This is a genomic window from Halomonas sp. A11-A (assembly GCF_003182195.1).
Taxonomy (GTDB): Bacteria; Pseudomonadota; Gammaproteobacteria; order Pseudomonadales; family Halomonadaceae; genus Halomonas; species Halomonas alkalicola.
The window spans coordinates 15,089-35,069 of record NZ_QGTM01000029.1; the positions used below are offsets into that span (position 1 = coordinate 15,089).

At 67.7% G+C, this 19,981-nt stretch carries 23 protein-coding genes and 1 pseudogene; 5 read left to right on the top strand and 19 right to left on the bottom strand.

The genetic code is table 11. The annotated features are described in order from the left end of the window. Positions 1-11: 11 nt before the first annotated feature. Positions 12-551: a hypothetical protein gene (locus tag DER72_RS14205; protein ID WP_110070634.1), complete on the bottom strand. Its 540-nt coding sequence runs from the start codon at positions 549-551 to the stop codon at positions 12-14. 4 nt (positions 552-555) lie between these two features. Next, positions 556-930: a cytochrome c gene (locus tag DER72_RS14210; RefSeq protein ID WP_110070635.1), complete on the bottom strand. Its 375-nt coding sequence runs from the start codon at positions 928-930 to the stop codon at positions 556-558. A gap of 350 nt (positions 931-1,280) precedes the next feature. On the opposite strand from DER72_RS14210, the gene DER72_RS14215 reads away from it, so the two are divergent. Next, positions 1,281-2,990, top strand: coding sequence for a sigma-54-dependent Fis family transcriptional regulator (locus DER72_RS14215; RefSeq protein ID WP_110070654.1), 1,710 nt, complete (start codon positions 1,281-1,283; stop codon positions 2,988-2,990). 41 nt (positions 2,991-3,031) lie between these two features. Here the strand turns inward: DER72_RS14215 and DER72_RS14220 are convergent, their stop codons facing one another. From DER72_RS14220 to DER72_RS14265, 10 genes are all read right to left on the bottom strand, one after another. Beyond that, positions 3,032-3,439, bottom strand: a complete 408-nt coding sequence (locus DER72_RS14220; protein ID WP_181395683.1) for a nuclear transport factor 2 family protein — start codon at positions 3,437-3,439, stop codon at positions 3,032-3,034. Between the two features lie 81 nt (positions 3,440-3,520). Then, positions 3,521-4,354, bottom strand: a complete 834-nt coding sequence (locus DER72_RS14225; protein WP_110070637.1) for a 3-keto-5-aminohexanoate cleavage protein — start codon at positions 4,352-4,354, stop codon at positions 3,521-3,523. A gap of 150 nt (positions 4,355-4,504) precedes the next feature. Beyond that, entirely contained in the window at positions 4,505-5,137 is a 633-nt protein-coding gene (gene pcaG, locus DER72_RS14230) for a protocatechuate 3,4-dioxygenase subunit alpha (RefSeq protein ID WP_110070638.1), read from the bottom strand. 32 nt (positions 5,138-5,169) lie between these two features. Continuing rightward, positions 5,170-5,892 (bottom strand): protocatechuate 3,4-dioxygenase subunit beta, encoded by a 723-nt coding sequence (gene pcaH / locus DER72_RS14235; protein ID WP_110070639.1) that lies wholly within the window; start codon positions 5,890-5,892, stop codon positions 5,170-5,172. 121 nt (positions 5,893-6,013) lie between these two features. Next, on the bottom strand, positions 6,014-6,937 hold the full coding sequence (pcaQ, locus tag DER72_RS14240; protein ID WP_110070640.1) for a pca operon transcription factor PcaQ: 924 nt from the start codon (positions 6,935-6,937) through the stop codon (positions 6,014-6,016). Positions 6,938-7,004: 67 nt separating this feature from the next. Beyond that, the gene (locus DER72_RS14245) at positions 7,005-8,180 is read right to left on the bottom strand and encodes an alpha/beta fold hydrolase (protein WP_110070641.1); all 1,176 of its coding nucleotides are present in this window, start codon (positions 8,178-8,180) and stop codon (positions 7,005-7,007) included. Between the two features lie 76 nt (positions 8,181-8,256). Beyond that, positions 8,257-9,459 (bottom strand): 3-oxoadipyl-CoA thiolase, encoded by a 1,203-nt coding sequence (pcaF, locus tag DER72_RS14250; RefSeq protein WP_110070642.1) that lies wholly within the window; start codon positions 9,457-9,459, stop codon positions 8,257-8,259. Positions 9,460-9,477: 18 nt separating this feature from the next. Further along, positions 9,478-10,251: a CoA-transferase subunit beta gene (locus tag DER72_RS14255; RefSeq protein ID WP_110070643.1), complete on the bottom strand. Its 774-nt coding sequence runs from the start codon at positions 10,249-10,251 to the stop codon at positions 9,478-9,480. Then, positions 10,251-11,081 (bottom strand): CoA transferase subunit A, encoded by an 831-nt coding sequence (locus DER72_RS14260; RefSeq protein ID WP_110070644.1) that lies wholly within the window; start codon positions 11,079-11,081, stop codon positions 10,251-10,253. The genes DER72_RS14255 and DER72_RS14260 overlap by 1 nt, the downstream gene beginning before the upstream one ends. Positions 11,082-11,255: 174 nt before the next feature. Beyond that, positions 11,256-12,620, bottom strand: a complete 1,365-nt coding sequence (locus DER72_RS14265) for an adenylosuccinate lyase family protein (protein WP_110070645.1) — start codon at positions 12,618-12,620, stop codon at positions 11,256-11,258. 136 nt (positions 12,621-12,756) lie between these two features. On the opposite strand from DER72_RS14265, the gene DER72_RS14270 reads away from it, so the two are divergent. Together DER72_RS14270 and DER72_RS14275 are read left to right on the top strand one after the other, a co-directional pair. Continuing rightward, entirely contained in the window at positions 12,757-13,548 is a 792-nt protein-coding gene (locus DER72_RS14270; RefSeq protein ID WP_110070646.1) for an IclR family transcriptional regulator C-terminal domain-containing protein, read from the top strand. Between the two features lie 50 nt (positions 13,549-13,598). Then, the gene (locus DER72_RS14275; RefSeq protein ID WP_110070647.1) at positions 13,599-14,552 is read left to right on the top strand and encodes an AEC family transporter; all 954 of its coding nucleotides are present in this window, start codon (positions 13,599-13,601) and stop codon (positions 14,550-14,552) included. Between the two features lie 18 nt (positions 14,553-14,570). On the opposite strand, the gene DER72_RS14280 is transcribed toward DER72_RS14275, so the two are convergent. After that, complete coding sequence (locus DER72_RS14280; RefSeq protein WP_146209068.1) at positions 14,571-14,792, bottom strand: hypothetical protein; 222 nt, start codon at positions 14,790-14,792, stop codon at positions 14,571-14,573. Between DER72_RS14280 and DER72_RS14285 the strand changes: the two genes are divergently transcribed. Beyond that, positions 14,749-15,111 (top strand): AEC family transporter, encoded by a 363-nt coding sequence (locus DER72_RS14285; RefSeq protein WP_375153278.1) that lies wholly within the window; start codon positions 14,749-14,751, stop codon positions 15,109-15,111. The genes DER72_RS14280 and DER72_RS14285 overlap by 44 nt on opposite strands. Positions 15,112-15,161: 50 nt before the next feature. Here the strand turns inward: DER72_RS14285 and DER72_RS14290 are convergent, their stop codons facing one another. From DER72_RS14290 to DER72_RS14315, 6 genes are read right to left on the bottom strand one after another with little or no spacing between them, the layout of a single operon-like run. Further along, positions 15,162-15,830: a NapC/NirT family cytochrome c gene (locus DER72_RS14290; RefSeq protein ID WP_103969775.1), complete on the bottom strand. Its 669-nt coding sequence runs from the start codon at positions 15,828-15,830 to the stop codon at positions 15,162-15,164. Then, positions 15,827-16,318 carry a nitrate reductase cytochrome c-type subunit gene (locus tag DER72_RS14295; RefSeq protein WP_110070649.1) on the bottom strand — a complete coding sequence of 164 codons (492 nt, stop codon included), beginning with the start codon at positions 16,316-16,318 and terminating at the stop codon, positions 15,827-15,829. The genes DER72_RS14290 and DER72_RS14295 overlap by 4 nt, the downstream gene beginning before the upstream one ends. Positions 16,319-16,342: 24 nt before the next feature. Beyond that, entirely contained in the window at positions 16,343-18,847 is a 2,505-nt protein-coding gene (napA, locus tag DER72_RS14300) for a nitrate reductase catalytic subunit NapA (protein WP_110070650.1), read from the bottom strand. Next, entirely contained in the window at positions 18,844-19,155 is a 312-nt protein-coding gene (locus DER72_RS14305) for a chaperone NapD (RefSeq protein ID WP_110070651.1), read from the bottom strand. Before DER72_RS14305 ends, napA begins: the two co-directional genes overlap by 4 nt. Continuing rightward, positions 19,145-19,645 (bottom strand): ferredoxin-type protein NapF, encoded by a 501-nt coding sequence (napF, locus tag DER72_RS14310; RefSeq protein ID WP_110070652.1) that lies wholly within the window; start codon positions 19,643-19,645, stop codon positions 19,145-19,147. Before napF ends, DER72_RS14305 begins: the two co-directional genes overlap by 11 nt. 7 nt (positions 19,646-19,652) lie before the next feature. Beyond that, positions 19,653-19,808, bottom strand: a complete 156-nt coding sequence (locus tag DER72_RS14315) for a periplasmic nitrate reductase, NapE protein (protein ID WP_110070653.1) — start codon at positions 19,806-19,808, stop codon at positions 19,653-19,655. 64 nt (positions 19,809-19,872) lie between these two features. Between DER72_RS14315 and DER72_RS14320 the strand changes: the two are divergent. After that, positions 19,873-19,981: pseudogene (locus DER72_RS14320) on the top strand (IS630 family transposase); the annotation flags it as partial.

Below are 19,981 nucleotides of genomic sequence, written 5' to 3' on the forward strand. Positions count from 1 at the left end.
GTAGTGGGGGCTCAGACCCGGACCAGGAAGCTCAGCTCGCGGGCACCGGTGTCGGCAGGGCGGCGGAACTGGCGCGCCTCGCGACCGGCCGCGCCGGCCAGCGCCAGGCGGGCGTACTCGCGCCCCAGGGCGGACTGCCAGCTGCCGCCGGAAAGCGCCAGCGGCTCGGCGACCGGGCCGCGGTGGCTCACCAGGTGGTGGCGCCCCTCGTCATGGCGCCCCAGGGCCAGGATCTGTCCCCGGCCGGCCAGCAGGCTGGTCAGCAGCACCAGGCCCGCCTCGTCGGTGAAGCCGGTGATCAGGGTTCCCGCCGGCAGCGCATTGAGTGCCAGGGGGTCGAGGCGCCCCTCGTAGCGCGGCTCCCAGCCCTGCTGGCGCAGCCCCAGGCCCAGCTCGGTGGCCGAGCGGTCCACACCGTAGAGGCGAATCGCCCCATGGATGGGCGCCCCGCCCGGGGTCGCCTGGCCGGCCCAGGCGGCGGCCATGGTCAGCGGCGCCGCCGAGCCCAGCAGCAGACCGTTCCGGAGCAGCTGTCGACGTGTCAGTTTCATGGCATCACTCCTCACCGCCGTCGTCCTCGGCCAGCTCACCCCGGGCCAGGGCCGCACTCAGTGCCTTCAGCTCGGCGTCGCTGATCTTGGCCGGACGGAAGGAGGGCATGGCGGCGCGCCCATGGCGTACCGTCGTCTCGATATAGGCCCGCCAGCTCTCATGAGCCGCCTCGGGAAAGGCCATGGTGATCTCGGGGCCGACCGCCTTGTCCGGGGCATGGCAGTGCGCGCAGACCTGCCGATAGACCTCGGCGGGCTCGCGGGCATCCGGCTCGCCGGCCGAGAGCGTGGTGGGCAGCAGCAAGGCGCCGAACAGGGCCAGGGCCCCGAGCCGGTACGCGGAGAGGTGCCGTGAGGGCGGCGTTGTTGTGTGTTGCATGTCAGTGTCACCCGTCTTGTCGTCAAGGGCATGTCATCAGCAGAGCAGGCCGCCCATCAGTCTTATACTTTCGTATAAAACAAAGGGTTAGCACCCGGCTCCACGCCATTACCCTGTCAAGAACCGTGCCGGATTCGGAAAGATGCGAGGCATCAACGACCTAGGGAGGCTCTCCAGCCCTCGCGGTGCGCCTGGCGGACAGGTGTTCGATAATTTCGCTTACTCATTTGATGACCCCGTGACCAAATCAGCAGCACCGCCGGAAGGCGCTCTTTGCCTGCAAGGCTCTGCTCGGCGACCCGGAGTGATATCCTGTTTCGGCTCACTTCCCGGTGTTCAGCGAGACCGCCATGCCCGCCACTCCCCAGGACTACCCCAGCGCCCGCGACCTGATGGATGCCCTGCGCTTCCTGCCGGAAGAGGGCCAGATCTGGCTGGGCGAGCAGCGCATGCTGCTGATGTCCCTTCAGGCATCGGCCTTCTTCCGCAACGAGCTGGTCACCACCCTGGGCATAGAGCGCGCCCGGGGCGTCTTCATTCGCCTGGGCTACTACTCGGGGCTGCAGGATGCCGAGCTGGGCGAGGCGCTGCGCGGCAAGGCGCTTGGCCTGCGTGACAGCTTCATGGCCGGCCCCCAGCTGCATGCCTTGCAGGGGCACGTGCAGGCGATCCCGGTCCGAGTGGAGATCGACCCCGAGCACAACCGCTTCCACAGCGAGTTCATCTGGAAGGGCTCCTTCGAGGTGGAGGTGTGGCGCCCCCGGGGCGTGCAGGCCACCCCGGTCTGCTGGACGCTGCTGGGCTACGCCTCCGGCTATGCCACCCAACTGCTGGGACGCGAGGTGCAGTACCGGGAGGTGGAGTGCATGGGCTGCGGCGATGCCCAGTGCCGCATCGAGGGCAGGTTTGCCGAGGAGTGGCCGGATCATGAGGCCTTCTCGGCCCTGCTGCGTGAAGCGCCACTGATCGACGAGCTCTACGACCTGCAGGCCCGGGTGGCCACACTGGAGGGGGATCTCGCCCGGCGACCCCGCGACGAGGACTGGGGCCCCATCGGCTCGGCCCCGGACTTTCGCGAGATGCTCGCCATGCTCGACAGCGCCGCCGCCGCCGAAGTGCCGGTGCTGCTGCTGGGCGAGACCGGCACCGGCAAGGAGATCCTGGCCCGGCGGCTGCACGACCAGAGCCAGCGCACCGAGGGCCCCTTCATCGCCGTCAACTGCGCCGCCATCCCGCCGGAGCTGATCGAGTCGGAGCTGTTCGGCGTGGAGAAGGGCGCCTACACCGGCGCGACCCAGTCGCGCCTGGGGCGCTTCGAGCGCGCCCACGGGGGCACCCTCTTCCTGGATGAGCTCTCCGAGCTCTCGCCCCGCGCCCAGGCGGCCCTGCTGCGCGCCCTGCAGGAGCAGCAGATCGAGCGCGTCGGCGGCCAGGCGGTCAGGGAGGTGGACGTGCGGGTGGTGGCGGCCACCCACACCGATCTTCACCAGCGCGTCGAGGAGGGCCGCTTTCGCCGCGACCTCTTCTTTCGCCTCAACGCCTTCACCCTCACCGTGCCGCCCCTGCGTGAGAGGCACGAGGATATTCACGCCCTGGCCGAGCACTTCCTCGCGCGCTGCGAGCACCACTACCAGCGCCGCACCCTCGGCTTCTCCGACCAGGCGCGCTCGGCCCTGACCCAGTACGCCTGGCCCGGCAACGTTCGCGAGCTCAAGAACACCATCGAGCGCGGCGTGATCCTGACCACGGATCACAAGCACATCACCGAGCGGGCACTGTTCGGCGACTACCAGGTGCCGACGCTCAAGCGGGAGAAGAGCCAGGGGCTGGATGATCAGGGGCGCCTGGTCGAGTCGGTGGACACCTCGCGCGGGGACGCCTCGCCTCGCCGGCATATCCAGGCGCTGTTCGAGGCCGGCCTGACGCCGGAGGATATCGAGAGGGAGATGCTGGTGGCGGCCCAGGCCGCAAGCGAGGGCAATATCGCCGCCGCCGCCCGCCGCCTGGGCATGACCCGCCCCGCCTACGCCTATCGGCTGAAGAAGTACGGGCTGCGCTGAGGGCGGGCGCTCGCTCGGCGCCCGCCAGCCTCAGGCCTGCTTCAGGACGCGACCGGGCTGGCCCAGGCCGCCCGGGTGCTGTGCACGGCGCTCTTGTGGGTGATCTGCCAGCGGCCATCGAGCTTGAGCAGCGCCAGCACGTCCACCCAGGAGTCCGCCAGGTTTTCGGTGTTGTCGAAGCCCAGCAGCACGCTGGCCACCTCGCCGGCCTGGGTCACCTGGATGACGCGACCACGCACCTGTCGGTGGCTGGCCGCCCAGCGCTCGAAGCGATCGCTGATCAGGTCCCTGCTGAAGCCGCCCTCGGCGTCCACCGCCAGGATCCAGGCGTCCTCGTGGAAGGCCGCTTCGAGCTTGTCCCGACGCCCCTGAAAGCCCTCCACATAGCCCTGCACCACGCGGATGATCTCGTCATGGTCAGGCGTACGTTCCTCGACTGTCGTGTTCATGCGCTTCTCCCTCTGGTATCGCCACAACATGAACGCCACCCGCCGTGAGACGGCAGGCGGCGTGCACCCCGTGCGTTTGGATCAAGCGGGCTGGCCAAGGCCCAGGATCTCGCGAGCCTGCTGCCAGGTGGCCACCGGGCGCTCGTACTTCTCGCACAGCGCCACGGCACGCTCGACCAGGGCCGCGTTGGAGGGGGCCAGGGTGTCGCGGTCGAGGCGCACGTTGTCCTCGAGGCCGGTGCGGGTATGGCCGCCGGCGGCGATGGACCACTCGTTGAGCATCAGCTGGTTGGGGCCGACACCGGCACCGCACCACTGGGCATCCGGCGCCAGGCGCTTCAGGGTCTCGATGTAGAAGTCGAAGGTCGGCTTGTCGGCGGGCATGGCGTTCTTCACGCCCATCACGAACTGCACGTAGAGCGGTGCCTTGAGCTTGCCCTGCTTCGACAGGTTCACCGCCTGGTGGATGTGCGACAGGTCGAAGGCCTCGATCTCGGGCTTGATGGCGTACTTGAGCATCTCGCCGGCCAGCCACTCGACCAGCTGGGGAGAGTTCTCGTAGACCCGGTTAGGGAAGTTGTTGGACCCCACCGAGAGGCTCGCCATATCGGGCCTGAGCGGCAGCATGCCGCCACGCTCCTCGCCGGCCCCGGAGCGGCCGCCGGTGGAGAGTTGAATGATCATGCCCGGGCAGTGCTTCTTCAGGCCTTCCACCAGGCGCGCGAACTTCTCCGGGTCGGAGCTGGGGGTCTGGTCATCGTTGCGCACGTGGCAGTGGGCGATGGTCGCCCCGGCCTCGAAGGCCGCCTGGGTGCTCTCGATCTGCTCCTCGACGGTGATCGGAACGGCCGGGTTGTTCTCCTTGCGCGGCAGGCTGCCGGTGATGGCGACACAGATGATGCAGGGGTTGGACATGGTGATCTCTCATGGTACCGAAGCGGTACCGTAGCTCTATCGTCATCAGGGGGATTTCCCCCCGCGGCGGGTGCTCGGCGTCAGCAACGCCGAGCGCCGCCCCCCGGGGGCGGCGCAGATGATCGGAACCCTGGAGGACAGGGCGCTCGATCAGAAATCGAAGAAGACGGTTTCACCCTCGCCCTGCAGGCGAATGTCGAGGCGATAGCGCACCTTGCCGTCGATCTCCTCGCGCCGGGCGATCAGGGTCTGGCGGCGGGTCGGCGACTCGATGCGGGTCAGCACCGGGCACTTGCCGTTGGCCTCGGCCTCGTCCTCGAAGTAGAGGCGCGTCTGCAGGTGGATGTTGACCCCGCGGGCGAAGATCGCCAGGTTGATGTGCGGCGCCTGGGGCTGGCCGCTGGCGTGGGCGACCGGGCCCGGCTTGATGGTCTTGAGCGACCATTCGCTGCCGTGGTCGAAGGTGGTGGCGGTGCGACCGAAGCTGTTGAACGGCTTTTTCAGGTCGAACTCGCGCTGATACTCGCCCTTGGCATCGGCCTGCCAGGCCTCGATGAAGGCGTCGCGCACCAGGTCGCCGTTGCCGTCGATGACGGTACCGACGACCTCGATCCGCTCGCCCTCTGCCCCGTCACGGGCCATCTCGTTCCAGATCTCCTCGTCGCGGGTCGGGTTACCGGCGGCGGCCAGGGCCAGGCCGATATGCACGTATGGCCCGGCGGTCTGGGAAGCGGTCTCGCGAAGCATCAGTTCGCTGGTGGGTCGGGAATTCGGCTGGTTCATCTCGCTGCCCCTGTCACTGGTTCTCGAACCGATCACTGGTTTTCAAAAAAGGTCTGCAGTTCGCCGCGTACCACCAGGTCGAAGCGATAGGCCAGGCAGTCCATGGGAGTGCTGCGGGCCATGTCCAGGCGACCAATCATGGTCTCGACGGCGTCGCGATCCTTGATGGTGTTGACGATGGGGCACAGCGGAATCAGCGGATCGCCCTCGAAGTACATCTGGGTGATCAGGCGGGTGGAGATCGACGGCCCCATCACCGAGACGTGGATATGGGACGGACGCCAGCTGTTCATGTCGTTCGGCCAGGGATAGGGGCCCGGCTTGATGGTGCGGAAGCGGTACCAGCCCTGCTCATCGGTCAAGGTGCGGCCCACCCCGCCGAAGTGGGGGTCCAGCGGCGCCAGGTAGCGGTCGTTCTTGTGGCGGTAGCGGCCGCCGGCGTTGGCCTGCCACATCTCCACCAGGGTGTGGGGCACCGGCTTGCCGAACTGGTCGACCACGCGGCCGAACATGATGATGCGCTCGCCCTGGGGAAGGCCCTGGCCCTGAGTGAAGTTGAGCAGCAGGTCGTTGTCATGGGGGCCCATGCGCAGATGCCGGAAATCGGGACCGGAGAGCTCCGACACGGTGGGCTTCTGCATGCTGACCAGGGCCTGCTGCGGGGAGCGGGCCACGGAGGTCTTGTAGCCGGGGGCATAGGCCGGCGGATGCCAGTTGCGGTCGCGCTCGACGAAGCGCTTGTTCTCTTCCTGCATGACGATCGTCTCCGGGGGTAGATGATTGACCTGGGTCAGTGTCGCGGCATTGACACCGGCTGACCATTGACGTCTCGGCCACCCAACATAACCCCCAGGTTATGGGCAGCCCCCCCCACCCTCACTTCAGGCTCGCGGCCACCTGCCGGAGGCGCTCGCAGAAGGCCTCCAGCGCCAGCGAAGGGCGCAGGGTGGCATTGAGGCAGAGCCCCACCGAGCCGCCCTGCTGCTCCAGCGGCAGGGCCAGCTCGTAGAGCTCTCCCGCCGCCACGCTCTCGCCCACGGCCTCCTCGGGTGCCACCCAGATCGCATCACTGCCCAGGGTGTAGCCGCGACTCAGCGGCAGCGACAGCGTCTCCAGGCGTCGCACCGGCAGGACCAGGGAGTGGCGCACGCAGAAGCTGTCCACCTGCTGACGCAGGGTCGTCTGGGGCGGCGGCAGCACCCAGGGGTAGGCGCCCAGCGCGTCGGCCGACAGCGGGCTCACGCCGGCCAGGGGGTGCCCGGCACGCACCATCAGCAGCAGCCGCTCGTAATAGAGATGCTCGAAGGCCAGGTCCTGGATCTCGCGCGCCTCGGTCATGCGTCCCACTACCAGGTCCAGCTCCCCGCGGCGCAGCCGCGAGAGCAGGAAGGCGCTAGGGCCGGTCACCACGTTCACGCCGACGTCGGCATGCTCCGCCTCCTGTGCATGCCAGTGCCGCAGTGCTTCGGGGAGCAGGCGGCTCTCCACGGTGGAAAGCGCCCCCACCCGCAGCCGACGCACGCCGTCACGGGCCTCGCCGATAGCGCCGATGCCCTCCTCCAGGGCGCGAATCGCAGGGCCGGCATGGCGCAGCAGGGTCAGGCCCGCCTGGTTCAGGGCCACCCCCTTGGGCGTGCGCTCGAACAGGCTGGTACCCAGCGTCTCCTCGAGCTCGCGGATGGTCTTGGAGATCCCCGGCTGGGTGATCGCCAGGCGCTCCGCGGCACGCACAAAGCTGCGCTGCCGGGCCACCTCCAGGAATGCCTGCAGGTGACGCAGCTTGATCCGGGCATTGAGCATGTCCACCTCCTGCCGGCGCCCGCACGGGCGCCGAAGCCGTCCCACCGAAGCGGGGCGCGACCGTCACTTAGCGGGCATCACCCCAGCCCAGCTCCTTGGCCAGGGCGAAGGCGTGGTTGGCCGCCGGCACGCCGCCGTAGATGGCCACGTGCATCAGCACCTGGCGCAGCTCCGCCTCGGTCAGGCCGATACGCTTTGCCGTCTTGAGGTGCAGCGTCAGCTCCTCGCGGCCCAGCGCGGCCAGGATGCCGGTGGTGATCATGCTGCGCTCGCGACGGGTCAGGTCGTCGTTGCTCCACAGCTCGCCCCAGGCCAGACGGGTGATCATCTGCTGGAAGGGGGCGTCCAGACTAGTGGCGTTCTCGGTAGAGCGCGCCACGTGGGCCTCGCCCAGCACCTGCTTGCGGGTCTCAAGGCCCGTAGCGTAATCCACGCCGTTGGCACCCACATCACCCAGATCCACCGCCATCACCGCCAGCAGCGTCTCGGCGAAGAGGCCAGGCACCTCCACGGAGGGCACGTGGCCCACGCCCTCGAGGATCTCGAGAGGCGCGCCGTCGAGCTCCGCGGCCAGGGCCTCGAGGGTCGAAGGCGGGGTAGCCAGGTCCTCGCTGCCGCCCAGCAGCTGTACCTTCACCGGCTTGCCACTGAGCTTGCCGGTAAAGGCGTGGCTGCCCAGCATCTCGCAGAGCCTGGCGTAGGAGTCATCGTCGCCGCGGCCCATCTGAGTGCACCAGCCCGCCTTGAGGGCCGGCTCCGCCTCGAAACAGGCCGGGGCGAACCAGCGCGGCACGATCTCCTCGGACATCGCCGCCAGGCCCTCCACGCGGATGCGGCCGGCGCGGGTGTTCCACAGCTCGGCATTGCCGATCACCGCCCCGGTGTTGGTCAGGGTGGCGGAGAGCAGGCGCTCGGTGTGCTCGCTGATCAGCTGCTGGCCCACCACCCCGCCGATGGAGGTGCCGGCGAAGTGGAAGCGCTCGGCACCGGCGAGATCGGCCAGGGCCAGGGCCTCCGCGGCCAGGTCGGCCGGGGTGATCGGGCGCTCGCCCCAGGCCTGGCTGGCGCCGTGACCGGGCAGGTCCCAGGTCAGCACCCGGTAGCGCGGCAGCAGCATCGGCAGGACATCGTCCCATACCGCCTGGCTCATCCCCAGGGGGTGCGCCAGCACCACCAGGGGGTTGGCCTCGCTGCCGAGCAGGCGATAGGCGATGCTGCGCCCGTTGATGTTCAGAAATGCCATGGTCTCTCTCCGTGCAGTGCAACGGGAAGGGCCGGCGACAGTGGTTGGCCGGCCCAGACTCCTCGCTTGGTCGCGCTTATACCCGCTCTATCAGGGTAGCAATGCCCTGCCCCACGCCTACGCACATGGCACACAGAGCGTAGCGCTTGCCGCTCTTCTGCAGCTCGTGGGCCGCGGTCAGCAGCAGGCGGGCGCCGGACATGCCCAGCGGGTGGCCCAGCGCGATGGCGCCGCCGTTGGGGTTGACCCGCGGGTCGTCGTCGGCAATCCCCAGCTCGCGCAGACAGGCCAGCGCCTGGGCGGCGAAGGCCTCGTTGAGCTCGATCACGTCGATCTCGTCCAGCGACACCCCGGTACGCGCGAGCAGCTTCTGCACCGCGGGCACCGGGCCGATGCCCATGATGCGCGGCTCGACGCCGGCGGTGGCCATGCCGAGGATCTTCGCCATAGGGGTGAGGCCGTGCTGCTCCACCGCGGCGGCACTGGCCACCAGCATGGCGGCGGCGCCATCGTTGACTCCGGAGGCGTTGCCGGCGGTGACGCTGCCGCCCTCACGGAAGGGGGCGGGCAGGGCAGCGAGCTTCTCGAGTGTGGTCGCGCGCAGGTGCTCGTCCTGGTCGAAGCGCAGCGGTTCCTGCTTGCGGCGCGGAATCTCGATGGCGGTGATCTCCAGCGCGAAGCGGCCGGCTTTTTGTGCGGCGGCGGCCTTCTGCTGGGAGCGCAGGGCGAAAGCGTCCTGGTCCTCACGGGAGATCTTGAACTGCTCGGCAACGTTCTCGGCGGTCTCCGGCATCGAGTCGACGCCGTAGGCCTGCTTCATCTTGGGGTTGATGAAACGCCAGCCGATAGTGGTGTCCTCGATCTGCTGGCCCCGGGAGAAGGCACTGTCGGCCTTGCCCATCACGTAGGGCGCCCGGGACATCGACTCCACGCCGCCGGCCAGCGCCAGCTCCATCTCGCCGGCCTTGATGGCGCGGAAGGCGGTGCCCACCGCGTCCATGCCGGAGCCGCACAAGCGATTCAGGGTGGTGCCGGGGATGGATACCGGCAGGCCCGCCAGCAGCAGCGACATACGCGCCACACTGCGGTTGTCCTCGCCGGCCTGGTTGGCACAGCCCATGAAGACATCGTCGATGGCTGCCGGGTCGAGCCCCGGCGCCTCGGCCAGCACCGCCTTGAAGATGCTGGCGGCGAGGTCGTCGGGGCGCACGCTTGCCAGCGTGCCGCCGAAGCGGCCCACGGCACTGCGCCGCGGATGGCAGAGGAATACGTCGGTCATGGTGATCTCCTGTTCGGCTTACTGACCCGAGTGGGCGCGTTCGGTACGAGCCTTCAGCTCGCGCAGGATCTCGAGCTCGCGGGCCGAGGGCTCCGGGGTGGTCTCGAGCCGGTCGGCGAAGCGGATCTCCCAGCCGGTGGCCTCCTGGACCTGCTCGGCGGTAACACCCGGGTGCAGAGAGACCACCACCAACTCCTTAGTCTCGGGGTCCGGCTTCATCACGCACAGGTCGGTGATCACCCGGGTCGGCCCCTTGCCGATGTTGGGCACGCCGTCGCGCCCCTTGCCGTCGCGGCCGAAACCCAGGGTGGTGACGAAGTCAACCTTGTCGACGAAGGCGCGCTTGGAGTGCTTCAGGGTGATGAAGACCTCGCCGGCATTCGTGGCGATTTCCGGCGCCCCCCCGCCGCCCGGCAGGCGCACCTTGGGCTCGCGGTAGTCGCCGATCAGGGTGGTATTGAGGTTGCAGTAGCGGTCGATCTGGGCGGTGCCCAAAAAGCCCACGTCGATCTTTCCGCCCTGCAGCCAGTAGCGGAACATCTCGGGCACCGCCACGGTGGTGAGCGCCGTCTCGGCCAACTCGCCATCACCGATGGAGAGCGGCAGCACGTCGGGCTTGGTCTGCAGGGTGCCGGATTCGTAGATCAGCACCACATCGGGGGCGTGGGTCAGGCGCGCCAGGTTGGCGGCCTCGGAGGGCAGGCCGATGCCGACGAAGCAGGTGGTGCCGTTCTCCAGGGCGCGCGCCGCGGTGACGGTCATCATCTCCGAGGAAGTGTATTCGAGGCTCATCAGGCGTTCCCCCCTGCGTTCATGACGTTCTCTTCGATCCAGGCCGTGAAGGTATCGCGATCCCGCGCGATGGCATCCCACTCCTTGTAGAAGGCGTTGTTGCGCGGGTAGTAGCCGTGGGCATAGGAGGGCAGCGAGCCCTTCTCGGCCACGGCGATGGCGTCGATGGCCCAGCCCGGAATGATGCAGGCGTTGGGGTGGTAGCCCGGCTCGGTGCGCAGGTCGTCGACGATCTCCTCAACGGTGACGATGCTCTTCTTCGCCGCCAGCACCGCCTCCTTCTGCACGCCGACGATGCCTTCCACCAGCACGTTGCCGGCGCGGTCGGCCTTCTGGGCATGGACGACGGAGACGTCCGGGCGCACCGAGGGCACCGCGGCCAGGCGCTCACCGGTGAAGGGACATTCGATGAACTTGATCTGGTCGTTGACGCTGGGCAGCTCACTGCCCACGTAGCCGCGCAGCACGGCCAGCGGCAGCCCGGCGGCGCCGGCCTCGAAGGCGCAAGCCATGGCGGCGTGGCTGTGCTCGAGGATCTCGACCTTGTGCGGCCAGCCCTTCTCGACCGCGTCGCGCAGGCGGTGCAGCGAGCCCACGCCGGGGTTGCCCCCCCAGGAGAAGATCACCTTCTTCGCGCAGCCCGCGCCGATCATCTGGTCGTAGACCAGGTCCGGTGTCATGCGGATCAGGGTCAGGTCGCGCTTCTTCTGGCGAATCACCTCGTGACCCGCGGCGAAGGGAATCAGGTGGGTGAAGCCCTCCATGGCAACGGTGGCGCCATCCTCAACGTAGCGCGCCACCGCGTCATGCAGGCTCAGGAACTCGGCCATGGGATCTCCTCCTGGCGTTGACTCTCGCAAAAGTTCGAATAGCGAACTATGTTTTGTGATGCGAACAAACTACTCCCGCCGTCGGCCAGCGTCAAATTCTCGATACCCGAAAACGCCGAGGGGAAGGCCAGGCCTTCCCCTCATGGGCATCAAAACACTTTGCTTAACAATTGGTTATATCGACATCAGCCACTCGGCGGCGCGCGCCACCTGGGCCCGACTACCACCAAGGTATAATGACGGGTCCGTGACACGGGCCACCTGGTCCGGGTCCAGCCGGCCCTGCACCTCGGGATGAGCATTGAGCGCCGCTGCGTAGACCATCCCCTGCAGGCGCGCCGTCTCGGCGGCCTCGGCGCTGATGCGCTTGGCGGCGTCCGGCCCCAGGGTCGGCGACAGCAGCTTCGCCACCGGCTCGGCCATGATGCCGCCGCCGGTGGCCGCCAGGTTGCGCTGCATCGCCTCGGGATGCACCTCCAGCCCCTCCAGCAGCACAGCGGCCTGCTCCAGGGCACCCTCCAGCAGCAGGGCGCTGTCGACCAGCGGCGCCCACTCGGCGTGCCACTCGCCGAGGCCCCGCTCCAGGGGCTGGGCGGCGGCGTTGAGCAGCACCGTGGTGTGGCCATGCACCTGGCGGGCCGCGCTGCGGATCAGCGCGCAGCGCACCGGGTTGCGCTTGTGGGGCATGGAGGAGGATTCGCCCATGCCAGGGGCCGAGGGCTCGGCCACCTCGCCCACCTCGGTCTGGGTCAGCAGCGCCACGTCCAGGGCCAGCTTCTCGGCGGCGCCGGCCGCCGCGTCCAGCGCCGTGCCTAGGGCATGCACCGGCTGGCGGTCGGTATGCCAGGGCAGCACCGGGGTACTCAGGCCCAGCCGCTCGGCCAGGGCATCCATGACGTCGAGCCCCAGATCATCCCGGCCCGGCCCTTCCAGGCCCGGCTCTTCCAAATCCAAGCCAGAGTGCACCCCCACGGCGCCGCCGAACTGCACCGGCAGCTCGACCCCGACCAGCCGGCGCCGCGCCTGCTCCAGGCCGATGGCCCAGTGCGCCACCTTGACCCCGAAGGTGATCGGCAGCGCCTGCTGCATCAGGGTGCGCCCCACCATCACGGTCTGCTCATGTTCCCGCATCAGCGCCAGGGCGGCGGCACGGCAGCGCCGCAGCAGGGCATCGAGCGCCGCCAGGCGCGGCTTCAACAGCAGCATCAGGGCGGAGTCGACCACGTCCTGGCTGGTGGCCCCCAGGTGGAAGTAGCGCTTGAGCTCGGCGGGCAGGACCGCCCTGCCCTGCTTGACGAAGGGAATCGCCGCGTTGCCGCCGCTGGCGATGCCGGCGGCGACGGCATCGATATCGAAGCGGTGCCCCCCGAGGAGTCGACGCATCTGGCCGCAGGCGCCTGCCGGCACGATCCCGCGAACCTCCTGGACTTCGGCCAGGGCCAGCTCGAAGGCCAGCATGGCCTGGACCATGGCCTCGGCGTTGCAGTCGACCAGGGCCGACTGGCTCATGAAGGGGTGCTGGATCAGGGCGGCGGGCATCGGTGATCTCCGGCAGTGACAGTGGCAGTGGCAGGGGCCAGCGGGGGTTAGGCAAAAAGTCGTACAAGTGTTCGCAATTCGAACACTATGCTAGATTGGAGCGTGGATTCGAGCAACACGACCAAGGACACGAAGGATGGCAACCCCAGCACAGGATGAGGTCCTGACCCCCGACGATCGCGATTTCGTCACCGCCCTGGCGAGCGGCCTGGAGGTGATCCTGGCCTTCGACGAGGCGCACCCGCGCATGACGCTCAGCGAGGTCGCCGCGCGCACCGGCATGAACCGCGCCCGCGCCCGGCGCTTCTTGCTGACCTTGCATGCCCTGGGCTACGTGCGCAAGCAACAGCGCGTCTTCGAGCTGGCCCCCCGAGTCCTGCAGCTGGGCTACGCCTTTCTCTCCGCCAACGACTATCGCAGCGTGATCCAGCAGGTGCTCGAGGATATCACCGAGGCCTGCGGCGAATCGTCCTCGCTGGGGGTGCTGGATGGCGACGAGGTGATCTATGTGGCCCGCTCCTCCTCGCGCCACCGGCTGATGGCCATCACCCTCTCGGTGGGCACTCGCCTGCCGGCGGCCCATACCTCCATGGGGCGCGTGCTGCTGGCCCAGCTGCCGGACGAGGAGCTCGACGCCTGGCTCGAGCGGACGGTGCTGAAGCAGCATACCGAGAAGACCATCACCGACAAGGCCGAGCTCAGGCAGTGCATCCTCAAGGTGCGCCAGCAGGGCTATGCCATCGCCGATCAGGAACTCGACTCCGGGCTGCGCTCCATCGCCGTGCCGGCCTTCGACGCCAACGGCAAGCTGCTCGGCGCCATCAACATCAGTACCAACGCCGCCCGGGTGGATCTCGACGTCCTGATGAGGGAGTACCTGCCGCTGCTGCAGCAGAAGGCCCGGGAGATCCGCGCCACCATCAGCTGAGGCTCTCTCCCCTTCTTCACTTCACTCTCCAAGGAAAGGAAGGCAACACCGTGCTGGAGATACTGGCCATTACCCTGCCGATCTTCCTGCTGATCGGCGCCGGCTTCACTGCCGCCCGCTTTGGCCTGATGAGCCGTGACAACCTGCAGGGCGTGGGCACCTTCGTCATGTACCTGGCGCTGCCCTCGCTGATCATCCGCGCCCTGACCGACTACCCCCTGGCCGAGGTGCTGAACCCCGGCTACCTGCTGGCCTACGGGGCGGGGTCGCTGGCGGCCTTCTTCATGGGGCTGGCACTTACCGTGGGGCTGCGCGGCAAGCGCCTGGATGCCGGCGCCATCCACGCCCTGGGCATGTCGGCGTCCAACAGCGGCTTCATCGGCTACCCCGTGGCGCTGATGGCCATCGGCCCGCCGGCGGCCATCTTCATGGCGCTGAACATGGTGGTGGAGACCTTGATCATCATTCCCTTGGCGCTGATCCTGGCCGAGGCGGGCCGCCAGAACGGCAACGGCCTGGGCCCGGTGGTGCGCCAGACCTTCGCCCGCCTGACCCGCAACCCGGTGCTGATCGGGCTGCTCATCGGCATCACCCTGGCGCTGAGCGGCCTGCGCCTGCCCGGCCCACTGGCCCAGGCCATCGACATGCTGGCCGAGGCAGCCGGTCCCGCGGCGCTGTTCACCATCGGCGGCATGCTGCATGGGCTCAAGGCGCGCGGCATGGCAGTGGACGTCAGCCAGGTGGTGCTGGGCAAGCTGCTGCTCCACCCCCTGGCGGTATTATTGGCCGCCTTCCTGCTGCTGCCCGACCCCGACCCGCTGATGATCGCTGGGGCCCTGCTGTTCGCCTGCGCGCCGATGATCAGCGTCTACCCGCTGTTCGGAAAGCAGTATGGTCAGGGCGACATCAGCGCCGCGGGCCTGATGGTCAGCACCCTGGCCTCCTTCGTGACGATCAGCCTGATGATCTGGCTGCTGACCCACTATGGGCTGCTGCCACTCTAGGTCCCGTCCGAAAACTGGCTACCCCTGCTCCTCCCCACCGAAGCAGCTACCGGCCAGCGACACCAGGTTATCCAGCGCGGGGGAGTCGTTGCCCGACCGCCAGGCCAGCCACAGCGGCATGTCGCAGGCGTCGAGCTCGTCCAACTGGAGGAAATGAATCCCCGGCATGGGCAGGCAGGCGCTAGCGGCGGGCACGATGGCGCTGGCCAACGCCTCCGGCCCCGCGGTGCTGTTCGTCATCGGCGGCACCCTGTTCGGCCTCCAGGTGCGCGGCATGATGAACGACGTAGGGCAGATCGTGGCGGGCAAGCTGATCCTGCACCCGCTGGCGGTGCTCGGCATCTTCCTTCTGATACCGGAAGCGGACCCCATGCTGCTGGCCGGTGCGCTGCTGTTTGCCTGCGCGCCCATGATCAGCGTCTTCCCGCTGCTGGGTCAGCGCTACGGCATGGCCAGCGTCAGCGCCGCCACGCTGATGGTCGCCACCCTGTCCGCCTTCGTGACCCTGAGCGTAGGGATCTGGGCGATCAAGAACTTTGGGCTGCTGCCTGCCGGCTGAGGCTGACCGTCAGCGCACCCGGCTCGGTTACGCTAAAGCCCCACCCTCGGTCAGTTTTCCGGGTAGCCCGGCACCGGCACATCCCGCTTCAGATGAGCGACCCAGGATTCGATGCCGGGCAGCCCCGTGGCGGTATGCTGATAGAACTCGCTCATGTCGGGCAGCTCGTGGGCAATGCCCTTGTGGCAGGTGATGCAAGTGGCCTCCCCCTCGGCGAGGGTGGTGGAGTGCGCCTGTGCAGCCCGGGAGCTCTGCTGGGTGAAGTCCATGGACTCGAAGTCGTGGCAGTTGCGGCACTCCAGCGAGTCGTTGGCCTCCAGCCTGGCCCACTCCCTTTCCGCCAGCTCGCGCCGCTTGTCCTCGAACTGCTCCTCGGTGCGAATGGTGCCGAAGATCCAGCCCCACACCTCCTTTGAAGCCTCCATCTTGCGCGCCATCTTGTGCGTCCAGCCGTGGGGCACGTGGCAATCGGCACACTGGGCGCCGACCCCGGAGCGGTTGACGTCGTGGATCCTGCCCTGCATTTCGCGGTAGGGATTGCGCTCCATCTCATGGCAGGAGATGCAGAACTGCTGGGTATTGGTCGCCTCCACCGCGGTGTTGAAGCCGCCCCAGAAGAAGATCCCGGCGATGAAACCGCCAAGCGTCAGGAACCCCAGGCTGAAGTGCATGCTGGGGCGCATCAGAATACGCCAATAGGTGATCAACCAGCGCTTCATTGGCCACCTCCCTCACGCTGCTGCTGGAGCATTTCTCCCAGCACCTCATCGACGTTGAGGAAGGTATTGGAAACGATGGGGCTGGCATCGGTCTGCGGCACATGGCACTGGGTGCAGAAGTAGCGGTCGGGCGACACCGCTGCCAGCACCTGCTGGTGGCGGTCACGGAAGTGGCTGATGCTGACCATGGGAGCACCGGCCTGGACCGCATGCTCGCGACTGTGGCAGGTCAGGCAGCGGTTGGCTCGGGTATCGATCTGATAATCGCGGATACCGTGGGGAATGACCGGCGGCTGCTCCGGATAGTTGCGCACTTCGCGCCCGGCGTCCCGGGGCTCGCCGGCCATCGGCGGCGCCGGCAGGGATTGGCTGAGGGTGCCGCCCGGCCGCAGGCCGTCCGGCGCCGAATCGTCCCGACGCTCTTCGGCGATTGCCAGGCCGGCAACGACCAGCACCAGCGACAGACTGAGCATAGTGAGCCATTTCATCGCATTTCTCCTTCTGTCTCGGCCTCAGGCCAGGCTGACCAGTTCGAGACGAACCGCGCACTTCTTGAAGTCCGTCTGCTTGGAGATCGGGTCCGTGGCGTCCAGCACCACGTTGTTGATCAGCCGGTTGGCATCGAAGAAGGGCACGTAGACCAGGCCACGCGGCGGGGTCACCCGGCCGCGGGTCTCGACCCGCAGGCGCACCTCGCCACGACGACTGATCACCTTCACCTCGCTGCCGCGCCGCATGCCCTCCTCACGGGCATCCTCCGGGTGCATGTAGAGCAGCGCCGCCGGCACCGCCCGGTGCAGCTCCGGCACGCGGCGGGTCATGGAGCCGGTGTGCCAGTGTTCGAGCACCCGCCCGGTGGAGAGCCAGTAGGGGTACTCCTCGTCAGGCGACTCGGGGGGCGGCTCGTCGGGAACGGCAAAGATCAGCGCACGGTCGTCGGGCTTGGCGTAGAACTGCACGCCCCGGCCCTCTTCCACGTAGGGGTCGTAGCCTTCGCGATAGCGCCACAGAGTCTCCTGGCCGTCCACCACCGGCCAGCGCTTGCCGCGGTTCTGGTGGTAGTTGTCGAAGGCATCGAGATCCTTGCCCTTGCCGCGGCCGAAGCGGGCGTACTCCTCGAACAGCCCCTTCTGGATATAGAAGCCGAACGCCTCGGCCTCCTGGTTGGCGTAGCCCTCCTCCATGTCCGAGAGCGGGTAGCTGTCGACCTGGCCGTTGGCGTAGAGCAGCTCGAACAGCGTCTTGTCGCGGTACTCGGGCGCCTTGTCGAGCAGCTCGCTCGGCCACACGTCGGCGACGTCGATCCGTTTGGCGAGCTCCACCAGCTGCCAGAGGTCGGAGCGCGCCTCCCCGGGCGCCTCGACCAGCTGATGGAAGAACTGGGTACGCCGCTCGGAGTTGCCGAAGGCGCCCTCCTTCTCGACCCAGGAGGCGGCCGGCAGGATCAGATCGGCGGCCTGCGCCGAGACCGTGGGGTAGATGTCGGAGACGATGACGAAGGCCTCCTCGTTGCGCCAGCCCGGCAGGATCTCCTGCTGGGTGTTGGGCCCGGCCTGCATGTTGTTGTTGACCTGGGTCCAGTAGACCTTGATCGCGCCGTCCTTGAGCTTGCGGCTCTGCTCCACGGCATGAAAGCCCACGCGCTCGGGAATAGTGCCTTCGGGCAGCTTCCAGATCTGCTCCGCCTCGCGGCGATGCTCGGGGTTGGTGACCACCCGGTCCGCCGGCAGGCGATGGGCGAAGGTGCCCACCTCGCGGGCGGTGCCGCAGGCAGAGGGCTGGCCGGTCAGCGAGAAGGGGCTGTTGCCGGGTTCGGAGATCTTGCCGGTGAGCAGGTGCAGGTTGTAGATGAGGTTGTTCACCCACACGCCGCGGGTGTGCTGGTTGACCCCCATGGTCCAGAACGACATGACCTTGATGTTGGGGTCGGCGTAGAGCTCGGCCAGCCGCTCCAGGCGGCTCTCGGATACCCCGGATTCCCGTGCCGCCCGTTCCAGGGTGAAGTCGGCAACGTGGTCGGCGAATTCGTCGAAGCTCATCTCCGTCCAGCGGTTGGGGTTATCGGCGTTGGCGGCCGCCTGCTGCAGCGGATGCTCGTCGCGCAGGCCGTAGCCGATGTCATCTACGGCACGCACGAAGTTGGTGTGATTCTCGACGAAATCGCGGTCGACGCGGTCGGTCTGGATGATGTGGTTGGCGATGTAGTTGAGGATCACCACGTCGGCGTTGGGCTTCATCACCATGGGGATGTCGGCCAGATCGAAACTGCGGTGCTGAAAGGTGGAGAGCACCGCCACCTGGGTATCGGGGTAGGAAAGCCGCCGGTCGGTGACCCGGGTCCACAAGATCGGGTGCATCTCCGCCATGTTGGAGCCCCACAGCACGAAGGCGTTGGCGTGCTCGATGTCGTCGTAGACGCCCATGGGCTCGTCGGAGCCGAAAGCGCGCATGAAGGCGAACACCGCCGAGGCCATGCAGTGCCGCGCATTGGGGTCGATGTTGTTGGAGCGCAGCCCGGCCTTGAACAGCTTGCTGGCGGCATAGCCTTCCCAGATGGTCCACTGGCCGGAGCCGAACATCGCCACGCTCTCGGGTCCGTGCTCGCGAATGGCACTCTTGAACTTGTCGGCCATCAGGTCGAGGGCTTCGTCCCAGGAGACCGGCTCGAAGTCGCCGCGCTTGTCGTAAACGCCGTTGCGCTTGCGCAGCAGCGGCTGCTGCAGGCGGTCCTGACCGTAGAGAATCTTGGACAGGAAGTAGCCCTTGACGCAGTTGAGCCCGCGGTTGACCTCCGAATGAATGTCACCGTGTGTGGCCACGATACGGTTGCTCTGGGTGGCTACCATGACGCTGCAGCCCACCCCACAGAAGCGACAGGGCGCCTTGTTCCAGTTCAGCCGCGTCAAGTCGGCGTTGGTGATGAGGTTGGTGGCGCCGGCCGGAATGGCCATACCGGCAGTGGCCGCCGCCACGGCCACTGCGTTGGCCTTGGCGAATTCACGACGCGTCATCTTCATGTCGGCATTCCTTCTGCAGCGGCTTGGGATGAGACGGGATCAGCGGGTTCGTCGGCAGACGCGGGATCGAGTACCTGGTGATACACCAGCGCCGCTCCCAGCACGCCTGGCCGCACCTGGATCGCATCGATCAGCTCGAGAATCCGCGCCTCGCGCAAACTCTCCACTACCACCACCAGCTTGCCGCTGGGATCCTCGGCGCTGACCTCGCTCTCGGGCTGGGCAGCCAGCCATCGCGCCACTTCCCGGGCGTGCTCGGGCCGGACATGTACCAGCAGACTGGCGATGTGGAGGGTTTCATTCGGCATGGGCCATCTCCTCGCTTGTCATTGTGATGGCGTGGTTGGGGCACGGGGCCTGGCAGGCACCGCAGCCGGTACAGGCTTCGCCGTTCAGCCGCGGCTTGGGCGGGCGCCCCAACTGGGGGGAAAAGACGATGGCCTGCCACTCGCAGGCGTCCTGGCAGCTCTGGCAGTGAATGTCGGCCAGCGCCAGGCAGTGGCTCTCGATACGCGCGCGCCAGGGAAAGGCGGGGCGCTGGGTGTCGAACACGTCTGCATCGCAGGCCTCGACGCAGGCACGGCATAGCGAGCAGCCCGCTTGGTCGAAGCGGATCTCGGGATAGCCGCCGCCGCCATGGAACAGCACACCCTCAGGGCAGGTCTCGATACAGGCCGCACAGCGCACGCAGCGTTCGGTGAAGTCATGGTCAGTCCAGGGTGGCCGCTGGAGCGGGCCATGACCGCCGAGGGAGCGAAAGAACTGGCGACGTGTATTGGGATTGTTCGCCTTGTGCATGCGACCCTCAGCTCGGCGGCCCGGGCGGGCCCGTGAAGGTCTGGTAGATCCATACCGAGAAGCCGAAGCCACCAACAACGGCTATCGCCAGGATGGGAAACAGCAGAATGGCGATGAAGAGGAACAGCTTGAACTCCTTCTTCTTCCGCTCCTCGGGCGCCATGGTAAGTGCCTAACCGAAAGTTTTCGTGCATAATGTATGTGGGATAACTGACACGGACGGAACCATGGCAAGGCGCTACGTTGCACCTCTCACTGAGTCTGAGCAGCAGACGCTGTCCTCCGCCTATCACCATGGTGAGAAGCGCGCCCTACGTCGACGTGCGCATGCCATCT

Excerpts from the sequence above, each read along its gene's own strand:
- pcaH (WP_110070639.1), bottom strand. The coding sequence starts at position 5,892 with ATGCAGGAAGAGAACAAGCGCTTCGTCGAGCGCGACCGCAACTGGCAT.
- pcaG (WP_110070638.1), bottom strand. The coding sequence starts at position 5,137 with ATGAACCAGCCGAATTCCCGACCCACCAGCGAACTGATGCTTCGCGAG.
- DER72_RS14255 (WP_110070643.1), bottom strand. The coding sequence starts at position 10,251 with ATGAGCCTCGAATACACTTCCTCGGAGATGATGACCGTCACCGCGGCG.
- DER72_RS14205 (WP_110070634.1), bottom strand. The coding sequence starts at position 551 with ATGAAACTGACACGTCGACAGCTGCTCCGGAACGGTCTGCTGCTGGGC.
- pcaF (WP_110070642.1), bottom strand. The coding sequence starts at position 9,459 with ATGACCGACGTATTCCTCTGCCATCCGCGGCGCAGTGCCGTGGGCCGC.
- DER72_RS14290 (WP_103969775.1), bottom strand. The coding sequence starts at position 15,830 with ATGAAGCGCTGGTTGATCACCTATTGGCGTATTCTGATGCGCCCCAGC.
- DER72_RS14220 (WP_181395683.1), bottom strand. The coding sequence starts at position 3,439 with ATGAACACGACAGTCGAGGAACGTACGCCTGACCATGACGAGATCATC.
- DER72_RS14280 (WP_146209068.1), bottom strand. The coding sequence starts at position 14,792 with ATGACGAACAGCACCGCGGGGCCGGAGGCGTTGGCCAGCGCCATCGTG.
- DER72_RS14215 (WP_110070654.1), top strand. The coding sequence starts at position 1,281 with ATGCCCGCCACTCCCCAGGACTACCCCAGCGCCCGCGACCTGATGGAT.
- DER72_RS14305 (WP_110070651.1), bottom strand. The coding sequence starts at position 19,155 with ATGCCGAATGAAACCCTCCACATCGCCAGTCTGCTGGTACATGTCCGG.
- DER72_RS14315 (WP_110070653.1), bottom strand. The coding sequence starts at position 19,808 with ATGGCGCCCGAGGAGCGGAAGAAGAAGGAGTTCAAGCTGTTCCTCTTC.
- DER72_RS14210 (WP_110070635.1), bottom strand. The coding sequence starts at position 930 with ATGCAACACACAACAACGCCGCCCTCACGGCACCTCTCCGCGTACCGG.
- DER72_RS14295 (WP_110070649.1), bottom strand. The coding sequence starts at position 16,318 with ATGAAATGGCTCACTATGCTCAGTCTGTCGCTGGTGCTGGTCGTTGCC.
- DER72_RS14245 (WP_110070641.1), bottom strand. The coding sequence starts at position 8,180 with ATGGCATTTCTGAACATCAACGGGCGCAGCATCGCCTATCGCCTGCTC.
- DER72_RS14270 (WP_110070646.1), top strand. The coding sequence starts at position 12,757 with ATGGCAACCCCAGCACAGGATGAGGTCCTGACCCCCGACGATCGCGAT.
- DER72_RS14265 (WP_110070645.1), bottom strand. The coding sequence starts at position 12,620 with ATGCCCGCCGCCCTGATCCAGCACCCCTTCATGAGCCAGTCGGCCCTG.
- DER72_RS14285 (WP_375153278.1), top strand. The coding sequence starts at position 14,749 with ATGGCGCTGGCCAACGCCTCCGGCCCCGCGGTGCTGTTCGTCATCGGC.
- DER72_RS14225 (WP_110070637.1), bottom strand. The coding sequence starts at position 4,354 with ATGTCCAACCCCTGCATCATCTGTGTCGCCATCACCGGCAGCCTGCCG.
- DER72_RS14260 (WP_110070644.1), bottom strand. The coding sequence starts at position 11,081 with ATGGCCGAGTTCCTGAGCCTGCATGACGCGGTGGCGCGCTACGTTGAG.
- napF (WP_110070652.1), bottom strand. The coding sequence starts at position 19,645 with ATGCACAAGGCGAACAATCCCAATACACGTCGCCAGTTCTTTCGCTCC.
- napA (WP_110070650.1), bottom strand. The coding sequence starts at position 18,847 with ATGAAGATGACGCGTCGTGAATTCGCCAAGGCCAACGCAGTGGCCGTG.
- pcaQ (WP_110070640.1), bottom strand. The coding sequence starts at position 6,937 with ATGCTCAATGCCCGGATCAAGCTGCGTCACCTGCAGGCATTCCTGGAG.